The following is an 11410-nucleotide window of genomic DNA, read 5'->3' as shown; positions in this document are numbered from 1 at the left end:
ATCCGCGGCGAGACCGGCGAGGACATCGCGCTCGCCCCCGGCATGGCGGTGACGGCGGAGGTGAAGACCGGCCGCCGCCGCGTCCTCGATTACCTGCTCTCCCCTGTGCTCGCCCATGTCCACGAGGCGATGCGCGAGCGCTGAGTCCCGAACCTTTCCTGTCCCGACCCCACAGCCAAGGCCCGGAACAACCGGGCCGACCGATCTGGAGAACAAGCCGATGACCAGCACCGTGACCACCGACGGCGACGATCTGCTCAACGGCGACTGGCGCGCCGACACGCTGAGCGGTGGGGCCGGCAACGACACGCTGCTGGGCGGCGATGGCAACGACTGGCTGGACGGTGGCGACGGCGACGACCGGCTGGATGGCGGGACGGGGAACAACAGCCTGTTCGGCGGAGCCGGCAACGATACGCTGTTGGGCGGCAGCAACAATGACACGCTGGACGGCGGTGCCGGCGACGACGTGATCTCCGCCGGGACGGGCAACGACCTGATCGCGGGCGGCGACGGGGCCGACAGCATCGACGGCGGCGAGAATGACGACACCATCGACGGCGGCGGCGGCAACGACACCATCCTGGGTGGCGGCGGCCGCGACGTGGTGACGGCCGGCGACGGCGACGACCTGGTGACGGACGGTAACAACGTCTGGAGCGACGACCGCTTCGACGGCGGGGCCGGCAACGACACGCTGGATGGCGGCTTCGGCAGCGACACGCTGATCGGCGGGGCCGGCAACGACCGGCTGACGGTGGGCAACGATTACAGCGGCGACGTTCTCGACGGTGGCGAGGGCGACGACACGCTGGTCGGCGGCATGGGGGCGGACCGGCTGGCCGACGGCACCGGGGCCGATCTGGTTCAGGCCGGCGGCGGAGACGACCTGCTTGACCATGTGCTGTCCGATCAGAAGGGGGCCGATCAGACCGGAAACGACACGCTCGACGGCGGGGCGGGCTATGACCGGCTGCGCGTGGCGCTGTCCGCCGGACAGGTGACGGCCGCCGTCGCCGCCGATCTCGTCGCGCTGGCCGATTTCATCCGCAGCCATGGCGACGACGGCCGGATCTTCAGCGGTCAGGCGATCCGCGTGGCCGCCAGCAACTGGAACGCGCTGGAGGTGACGGTGGACGGCCGGACGGTGGCGGTCGGCGATCTGGCCGGCATGGCCGTCGCGCCACCCAACCGGGCGCCGGTGGTGGGCGACCAGTCCCTGACCGGAACCGAGGATACGCCGCTCGCCGGGTCGGTGGGGGCGACCGATCCCGATGGCGATCCGCTGTCCTACGGCGTTGGCGCGGGGCCGGCCCATGGCAGCCTCGTCCTGGGGGACGATGGCCGTTTCATCTATACGCCCGATGCCGATTATGCCGGCGGCGACAGCTTCCGCATCGAGGTGTCGGACGGGCGCGGCGGCGTCTCGTCCCAGACCGTCACCGTGGCGCTGGCCGCCGTCAACGATGCGCCGGGTGCAGCGGCGCTCGACGGCGCTTCGGTTGCCGATCATGCGGCGGCCGGCACCGTCGTCGGCACCGCCCATGCCCAGGATCCCGATGGCGATGCACTGGCCTACAGCCTGACCGACGATGCCGGCGGGCGTTTCGTCATCGATGCGGCGACCGGCGTCCTGTCGGTGGCTGCCGGTGCAGATCTCGATTACCTGCGCGCGCCGGCCCATGCCGTGACCGTCCGCGTCACCGATGCCGCCGGGCTGAGCACCGACAGGGTCTTCCACATCGGCATTACCGCCGCCCGGAACGATGGCGCCGCCGATGTCGAGGGACGGTTGCCGGCCGACGAGCAGGCGCAGGAGGCCGGCGAGGCCCGGACTGGCGGCAATGAGAGCGGCGGCAACGACGCGGTGACCGGCGACTGGCGGGCGGAGACGCTGGACGGCGGTGCCGGCAACGACACGCTGGGCAGCGGTGGCGGCGGCGGCACGCTGCTGGGTGGTGCCGGCGACGATGTGCTGAACGGCGACTGGGGCGAGGACAGCCTGCTTGGCGGGTCCGGTGCCGACACGCTCCGCGGCGGATCGCAGAGCGACCGGCTGTTCGGCGGCTCCGGCGACGATGTGCTGGATGGTGGCAGCGAGGACGACACGCTGGACGGCGGGACCGGCAACGACAGCCTGTTCGGCGGCAGCGGCGCCGACCTGCTCCAGGGCGGCATGGGCGACGATCTGCTGGATGGCGGTACCGACGCCAACACGCTCTTTGGCGGCAGCGGCAACGACACGCTGCTGGGCGGCGACGTGAGCGACACGCTCGACGGCGGCAGCGGCAACGATGTCATCAGCGGCGGCACCGGGGCCGACAGCATCCGCGGCGGGTCCGGCGACGACCGGATCGACGGCGGCGAGAATGACGACATCATCGAGGGCGGGAGCGGCCACGACACCATCCTCGGCGGCGGTGGCCGCGACGTGTGACGGCCGGCGATGGCGACGATCTGGTGACCGATGGCGAGGGGGTGTGGAGCGACGACCGCTTTGACGGCGGTGCCGGCAACGACACGCTCGACGGCGGGTGGGCAGCGACACTCTGTACGGCGGGACCGGCAACGACCGGCTGACGGTGGGCGGTGATTACAACGGCGACTATCTGGATGGCGGCGACGGCGACGACACGCTGGTCGGCGGGCTGGGCACCGATACCCTGCTGGGCGGCGCGGGCAACGACCTGCTGAAAGGGGGCGGCGGCAATGATGTCCTGATCGGCGGCGACGGCATCGACATCGCCGACTATTCGGCGGAAAGCGACGCGATCTCCATCGATCTGCAGACCGGCGAGGTGCGCCACGGCGGCTGGATGGCCGACCGTGTCTCCGGCATCGAGACCATCCTGGCCGGTGGCGGCGCCGACACGCTGGCCGGCGACGGCGGGGACAACAGCCTTGCCGGCGGAGCCGGGGATGACAGCCTGTCGGGCGGCGCGGGCGACGACCTGCTGGACGGCGGCAGCGGCGCGGACCGGCTCGACGGCGGCGCGGGCATCGACACCGCAACCTATGCGGCATCCGGCGCAGGGGTGACGGTCGATCTGGCTGCCGGCACCGGATCCAGCGGCGATGCCGAAGGCGACGTGCTGTCCGGGATCGAGAACCTGACCGGCTCCGCCCATGACGACCGGCTGAGCGGCGATGCCGGCGCGAACCTCCTCGACGGTGGCGCGGGCGACGATTTGCTGGTTGGGGCCGGCGGCGCGGATACGCTCGTCGGCGGCGAGGGGACCGATACCGCCGACTATTCGGCTTCCGGTGCCGGCGTCGCGGTCGATCTGGCGGCCGGGACTGGCTTTGGTGACGACGCCGAGGGCGACCTGCTGTCCGGGGTCGAGAACCTCACCGGGTCGGCCCATGACGACCGCCTGACCGGCGACGGCGGCGCGAATGTCCTGGATGGCGGTGCCGGGGACGACACGCTTGCGGGTGGCGGCGGTGCGGATACGCTGATCGGCGGCACCGGCAGCGACACCGCCGACTATTCGGCGTCGGCCGGTGGCGTGTCCATCGATCTGACGGTGGGAACGGCGGCCGGCGGCGATGCCGAAGGCGACCTGTTGTCCGGAATCGAGAACCTGACCGGCTCGGACCAGGGCGACCTGCTGGTGGGCGATGAGAAGGCCAACCTGCTGGGCGGCCGCGGCGGCAACGACACGCTGATCGGGCTCGGCGGGGCCGACACTTTGATCGGCGGTTACGGCATCGACCTCGCCGACTATTCGGCGTCGGCCGATGGGGTGTCCGTCGATCTGTCCAGCGGAACCGGGACCGGTGGCGATGCCGAAGGCGACCGGCTGAGCGGCATCGAGAATCTGACCGGCAGCGCCTTCGGTGACCGGCTGACCGGCGATGCCGGCGCCAATGTCCTCGATGGCTCGGGCGGTGACGACACCCTGGCGGGACTGGACGGGGCCGACATGCTGCTTGGTGGCGATGGGATCGACCTCGCCGATTACTCCGCCTCCGCCGCAGGCGTGGCGGTGGACCTGTCGAGCGGTGCCGGGCTGGGCGGCGATGCCGAGGGCGACCTGCTGTCCGGGATCGAGAACCTGACCGGTTCCGCCCAGGGCGACCGGCTGACCGGCGACGGTGGGGTGAACCTGCTCGACGGCGGTGCCGGGGATGACACGCTGGCCGGGCTGGGCAGCGCCGATACGCTGACCGGCGGCGACGGGACGGACACCGCCGACTATTCGGCGTCGGCCGACGGCGTCACCGTCGATCTGGTGGCGGGAACCGGCGTCGGCGGCGATGCCGAAGGTGACCTGCTGTCGGGAATCGAGAACGTCACCGGATCCGCCGCTGCCGACCGCCTGTCGGGCGACGCCGGCGGCAACCTGCTGGACGGCGGTGCCGGGGATGACTGGCTGTCCGGCGGGGCCGGGGCGGACATGCTGATCGGTGGCGATGGCATCGACGGAGCCGATTACGCGGCGTCGGCCGGCGGCGTCGAGGTGAACCTGAGCAGCGGCACCGGTAGGGGCGGCGATGCCGAGGGAGACGTGCTGTCCGCCATCGAGAATCTGTTCGGCTCCAACCAGGACGACCGGCTGACCGGCGATGCAAATGCCAACCAGCTCGACGGGCGCGGCGGAAACGACACGTTGGCCGGGCTGGGCGGGGCGGATACGCTGATCGGCGGCGACGGCGTCGACACGGCGGAGTATCTGGCCTCCGGGCGCCGCGGTGACCGTCAGTTTGGCGAGCGGCACCGGCTCGGGCGGCGATGCGCAGGGCGACCCGGCTGAGCGGCATCGAGAACCTGACGGGCTCCGCTCCGGGTGATCGGCTGACCGGCGACAGCGGGGCCAATGTCCTGGACGGTGCGGGTGGCAACGACACGTTGGTGGGCGGTGCCGGTGCCGACACCTTGATCGGCGGGGCCGGCAGCGACACCGCCGACTATTCGGCGTCCGGCGCGGCGGTGACGGTCGATCTGGCGGCGGGGACCGGGCTGGACGGCACAGCGGACGGGGATGTGCTGATCGGCATCGAGAACCTGATCGGTTCTGCCCGCGCCGACCTGCTGACCGGCGACGCGCAAGACAACAACTTGCGTGGCGGCGCCGGGGCCGATACGCTGATCGGTGGCGACGGATCGGACACCGCCGACTACACCGGTTCGACGGCGGGGGTGACGGTCAGCCTTGCCGATGGAACCGCGGCCGGCGGTGACGCCGCAGGCGACCTGCTGATCGGGATCGAGAATCTGACGGGCTCGGCCGCCGCCGACCAGCTGACCGGCGACGGCGGGGCCAACCGTCTGCGCGGCGGCGGCGGCAACGACACGCTGATCGGCGGTGCAGGGGCTGACAGCCTGAGCGGCGGGGCCGGAATCGACACCGCCGACTATTCGGCGTCCGGTGCGGCGGTGTCGGTCAACCTCGCCACCGGCATCGGCCATGGCGGCGATGCCGAGGGCGACCGGCTCGACGGGGTGGAGAACCTGATCGGAACCGGGTTTGCCGACAGCCTGACCGGCGACGGCGCCGCCAACTATCTGGATGGTCGCGGCGGGGCCGACAGTCTGTCCGGCGGGGCCGGCGACGACACTCTGCGGGTGCTGGACGACGGATTTGCCAGCCTGGATGGCGGCAGCGGCTTCGATACCCTGCGTTTCGAGGGGGAGCGGCTGGTCGTCACCGGCGCCGATGCCGGCGGGGTGCATGGCATCGAGATGATCGACCTGACCCATCCGGGCCGCCAGACCCTGATCCTGAACGAACAGGGCATCCTGGCCGACACCGGCGGGGCGCCGCTCTACGTCACCGGCGACCGCAACGATCTGGTGACCTTCAAGGAATCCGGCTGGAAGCGCGGTGGCACCGAGACCGTCGGCTCCGTCCTGTACAACCTGTACAGCCGCGGCTCGACCACGGTCCATGTCCAGGACGGCGTGCGGATGTTCGGCGACCTCGTGGTCACCGGCACGGCGGGGGATGACGTCCTCACCGCGCCGTCGGGTGCCGGCCATGTGGTGGTGTTCGGCGAGGGCGGCAACGACACGGTGCGGCTCGGCTCCGGCTTCCGGCACGAGATCGCGCATCTGGTGCGGATCGACGACGACCTGCATATCCTGTTCGACGCCCAGGGCGGCCCGGCCGGCGAGGATGGCTATGCCCGCGACCGCATCACCATCATGGGCCATTTCGCCGCCAATGGCGCCGCCGGGGCGGGGGAGGGCAGCGTCCGCCAAATCCAGTTCGCCGACGGCGTGGTCTGGCCGGTGTGGGGTGGTGACCTGCTGCTGGGCAGCACCGGCGACGACACCGTCGCCATCGAGCCCGGATTCGCCAGCCACAGCCTGCATGCCGATGCCGGCGTCAACGTCATCCGCTTCGGCGCCGATGTGACCGCCGATGACCTGCGCCTGTCGCGCAAGGGCGACGACCTGGAGATCCGCATCGCCGGCACCGACCGCTCGCTGCTGCTCTTCAACCATTTCTCGGCCGAGGCGCTGGCCGGTGCCGGCAACGGCGGGGTGGAGGCGATCGAGCTGGCCGACGGCACCCGCTGGCGCGTACGCGGCAACGACATCCGCATCGGCAGCAGTGGCGACGACCGTGTGGTCTTCGGGCTGGATGGCGGGCAGACGATTCTCTACGGCAGCGCCGGTGCCGACAGCATCGCCTTCGCGACGACCATCGATCCCGACCGCATGCGGCTGACCCGCAAGGGCGACGACCTGCGCCTCTCCTATGACGGCACTGGCGCCTCCTGGCTGATCAAGCAGCATTTCGACGGCAATCCGGACGGCTACCGGACCATCCGCTTCGGCGACGGTACCGAATGGGCCATCGACAACACCCGCCTGATCGCCGGCACCGCCGCCGACGAGCGCGTGGAGGTCGGCGCCGGCCTGGGCGAGCGCGTGCTGGCAACCGGCGGCGGCCGCGACGGGCTGGTCCTGGCGGCCGGCATCGTCCCGTCGCAGGTGGCGCTGCGCCGCGACGGCGACACGCTGGTCATCCAGATCGGCAACGCCGACGACCGGGTGGTGGTGCTGAACCATTTCAACGACACCGGTGCCGGCAACGGCGTGCTGCGCAGCCTGACCTTCGCCGACGGGACGGCGTGGCCGCTGGATGCCGGTGCCGGATTCCGTATCGGCGGCGACACAGGCGACGTGTTTTCCTTCAAGCCGGGCGACGGGGCGGTCACCCTGTTCGCCGGCAAGGGGGTCGACACGCTCAATCTCGGATCGGCCATCGGCGCTGATAAGCTGGAGTTTACCCGCGTCGGCGACGACCTCGTCATTTCGGTGAAGGGGTCCGCCGACAAGGTGACGGCGCTGAACCATTTTGCCACCGGCTGGGGCGCGTCGCTGCTGGAGAATGTCTATGCCGGCGGGCGCTTCTGGAACCTGTCCGACCCGGCCATGCTGATCGGCGGGGCCGGCGACGACAGCTACACCCTGACGCTCGGCGGCGGCTCGAAGTCGATCCTGCCCGGCGGCGGCAACGACCAGATCGTCATCGGCCCCGGCATCGACAAGGCGAGCGTCACCATGCAGCGGGTGGGCGACGATCTGGTGATCGGCCTGCGCACGCTGCCCGACAAGCTGACCGTGCTGAACCACTTTTCCGGCGGGGCGAGCGGCGGCGTGCACACGCTGCGCTTCATCGACGGCGATACGTGGAACATCTGGGGCGCCAGCATCCTGGTCGGCACCAGCGCCACCGACACCTTCACCGCCCAACCCGGCATCGGGCACGTCTCGCTGTTCCCTGGCGGCGGCAGCGACCGGCTGCGGCTGGACACTGGCTTCGACAGTCTGGACACGCTGGTGCGGCGCAGCGGCGACGACCTTGAGATCGTCCTGCGCGACGGCAGCGATTCGGTCAAGGTGCTGAACCATTTCCTCGGCAACGAGGCGCGCGACATCGCCTTCGCCGACGGCAAGATCTGGACGGTGGGCGGCCCCAATGCCCGCATCGGCACCGACGGCGCCGACCGCTTCGTCCTGGCGTCCGGCATGGGACCGGTGGTGGTCTATGGCGGCGGCGGCCAGGGCGCCGACCGCATCGAGGTGGCCCCCGGCATCGATCCCTCGACGGTGCGGCTGACCCGGATCGGCAACGATCTGCGCGTTACCGCCGGCACCGACAGCATGACCATCGTCAACCAGTTTGCCACCGGCGGCGTGGTGACGATCCCGCAGATCGTCTTCCCCAACGGCGTGATCTGGCCGATCGCCGGCACCAACGTCTTCATCAGCGGCAGCGGGGCGGAGACGATTCCGGCCGGTGCGACGTACATCTATCCGGGCGCTCCCGGTCAGCATCTGTCCATCGACGCCGATCCGGGCAAGACCCGCATCGTGCGCGTCGGCAACGACCTGCACCTGACCATCGTCGGCCAGCCGACCGAGATGATCGTCGTCAACCATTTCGCCATGAACGGCATCGGCGATCTGGTCTTCAACAACGGCACGACCTGGAACATCCAGGGCGGCAAGGTGCTGATCGGCGGCTCCGGCCATGACGAGTTCGTGATCCAGCGCGGCATGGGCGACATGATCGTCTATCCCGACAGCATGGGCGACGACACCCTGCGCTTCGTCGACACGGTGGACGGATCCAAGATCCGCGTGGCGCGCGTCGGCGACAATCTGCGCATCACCATCGACGGCACTGCGGACGCGCTGACCATCGTCAACCATTTCGCCGGCACGCCGATGGAGTCGCTGACGCGCCCCGACGGTTCCATCCTGCCATTGACCGGCGACGGGCTGCTGTTCGGCGGCCAGGGTCCGACCACCTTCCTGGTCGGCGAGACCAGCGGGTCGAAGACCATCTATGCCGAAGGCGGCGACCGCGTGGTCTTCGGTGACGTCGACAGCACGGAGGTGCGGATGATCCGCACCGGGTCCGACCTGCAGGTCTTCATCGACCGCACGCAGCAGGTGGTGACCGTCCTCAATTACTTCGGCGGTGTCGGCAAGCTGGAGTTCGCCGACGGGCGGACCTTCGACCTGTCGTCCCCCTACACCCTGATCGGCGGCGGCGGCGGCGACCGCTTCACCATCGGCAAGACCGGCCCGGCCAGCCAGATCATCCATGCCGGCGGCGGCGGCAGCCAGATCGTTTTCGGCCCCGACGTCTCGCCCGGCGACGTCACCCTGCGGCAGGATGGCGTCGATCTGGTCGTCGCCTTCATCGGCAGCGGGCGCGTCGTGCGCGTCGTCAACCACTTCACCGCACCCACCGACGGTCTGTCGCGCGGGCTGGACGCCATCACCTTCAACGGCGGCCTCACGCTGGACGTCTTCGGCGACAATGTGAGGTTCGGCGAGCAGGGGACGGACGACTTCACCGTGCTGCCCGGCCAGGGCCGGCAATACATCTTCCCCGGCGGCGGCACCGACCGGTTGAGCTTCGGCCCCGGCATCGACCCGGCGCTGGTGCGGATGGAGCGGGACGGCGTCAACCTGCACATCTTCACCGACGACGGCAGCATCGATCTGGTGGCGGTCAACCATTTCGGTCCCACCGGGGTGGCGGGCAGCGGCTCCGGCCTCGCCACCATCGCCTATGCCGACGGGCAGAGCTGGTCGGTCGCCGGCAACGGCATCCTGATCGGCAGCCGCGGCAACAATGCCTACAGCGTGGCGACCAACAGCGGCCCGGTGACGATCCATCCGGCGGGTGACGACAACCGGCTGGTCTTCACCGCCGGCATCCCGCCGGCCAACCTGCGGCTGGTGCGCGAGCATGACGACCTGCGCATCCTGTCGGCCGACGGCACGGTCAACGTGCTGGTGGTCAACCATTTCCAGAACCAGTTGGATCAGGTCACCTTCTCGTCCGGCGCGCCGTGGAATCTGGGGGCGGGCAATGTCTTCATCGGCGGCGACGGGCCGTCGGTCTTCCGCTTCGACAGCATTGCCACCGACCTGATGGTGTTCCCCGGCAGCGGCGACATCGTCGGGATGCCCAGCGGACTCGATTGGAAGGATGTGGTGCTGTCGCGCTCCGGCGGCGACCTGATCGTGCAGGTCCGTGCCACCGGCCGGCAGATCCGCATCGTCAACCACTTCTCCGCCAGCGACGGCACCAGTGGTCTGGCCGGGCTGACCTTCGCCGACGGCACGACGATGCCGCTGGGCGAACTGGCGGTGCTGGGCGGCGGCAGCGGCGATCTGCTGACCGGAACGGCGACCGACGACGTGATGCTGGGGCAGGACGGCGACGACCGGCTGAGCGGTAGCAACGGCAACGACACGCTGATTGGCGGCACCGGCAACGACACGCTGGACGGCGGCACCGGGAACGACGTCTATGTCTATCGGATCGGCGACGGGCGAGACACCATCATCGACTCTGCCGGCTTCGACCGGATCGAGTTCGGTCCCGGCATCGGCCGCGGCGACCTCTATTTCGCGCGGTTCGGCAACGACCTCTACATCCGCTTCCGCGGACGGCCGACCGACGAGATCGTGGTGACCGGCCGCTTCTTCAAGGAGGGCGACGGGACCAGCTTTGTCGAGCGGCTGGCCTTCGCCGATGGCAGCAGCTTCGAGCTGACCCGCACCGACATCGCGCTGGAAACGGTGGGAACCGGCGCGGCGGAGTATCTCCAGGGCTACAATGTCGGCGACCGGATCGAGGGGACGGCCGGCAACGATACGATCCTGGGCTATGCCGGTGACGACACGCTGATTGGCGGCACCGGATCGGATTCGATCGACGGCGGGACGGGCAACGACCTGATCGACGGGCGCGACGATCCCGGCACCGACGGTGCGCAGGACGTGATCCAGGGCCGCGACGGCAATGACACCGTGTTGGGCGGCGGCGGCTCCGATGTGATCCTTGGCGGCATCGGCGACGACAGCCTGTCGGGCGGTGGCGGCAACGACAGCATCGACGGCGAGGATGGCGACGACACCATCGATGGCGGGACCGGTGCCGACTCTCTCCGCGGCGGCAGCGGCAACGACGTCTATGTCTACCGCGTCGGCGACGGGCGCGACACCATCACCGACAGCGCCGGCCTCGACCGGATCGAGTTCGGTCCCGGCATTGGCCGCGGCGACCTCTATTTCGCGCGCTTCGGCAATGACCTCTATATCCGCTTCCGTGGACGGCCGACCGACGAGATCGTGGTGACGGGCCGTTTCAGCGGGGCGGGCGACGGAAGCTCCTTCGTCGAGCGGCTGGCCTTCGCCGATGGCAGCAGTTTCGAGCTGACCCGCACCGACATCGCGCTGGAGACCGATGCGACCAATGCCAGCGAAATCCTGCAGGGCTACAATGTCGGCGACTGGATCAACAGCCGGGGCGGCGACGACGCCATCTATGGCTATGGCGGCGACGATACGCTGATCGGCGATACCGGCTGGGATACGATGTATGGCGGCGACGGCAACGACCTGATCGACAGCCGCGGCGATTCCGGC

The 11410-nt window shown here is 70.1% G+C and carries 4 protein-coding genes; all 4 read left to right on the top strand.

The annotated features are described in order from the left end of the window. Nucleotides 1–220: 220 nt before the first annotated feature. Complete coding sequence (locus tag I71_RS39835) at nucleotides 221–2437, top strand: Ig-like domain-containing protein (RefSeq protein ID WP_042695977.1); 2217 nt, start codon at nucleotides 221–223, stop codon at nucleotides 2435–2437. After that, entirely contained in the window at nucleotides 2434–2580 is a 147-nt protein-coding gene (locus I71_RS39830; RefSeq protein ID WP_244433881.1) for a hypothetical protein, read from the top strand. The genes I71_RS39835 and I71_RS39830 overlap by 4 nt, the downstream gene beginning before the upstream one ends. After that, nucleotides 2535–4757, top strand: a complete 2223-nt coding sequence (locus tag I71_RS39820; RefSeq protein WP_280109889.1) for a hemolysin — start codon at nucleotides 2535–2537, stop codon at nucleotides 4755–4757. The genes I71_RS39830 and I71_RS39820 overlap by 46 nt, the downstream gene beginning before the upstream one ends. Beyond that, nucleotides 4736–11410 (top strand): calcium-binding protein (locus tag I71_RS39815; RefSeq protein WP_280109888.1); only part of this gene is annotated, 6675 nt, incomplete at its 3' end. The genes I71_RS39820 and I71_RS39815, both read left to right, overlap by 22 nt.

It is taken from the genome of Azospirillum sp. B506 (genome assembly GCF_000333595.1).
GTDB lineage: Bacteria > Pseudomonadota > Alphaproteobacteria > Azospirillales > Azospirillaceae > Azospirillum.
This window is presented reverse-complemented; position numbering and strand designations above follow the sequence as displayed.

Excerpts from the sequence above, each read along its gene's own strand:
- I71_RS39835 (WP_042695977.1), top strand. The coding sequence starts at position 221 with ATGACCAGCACCGTGACCACCGACGGCGACGATCTGCTCAACGGCGAC.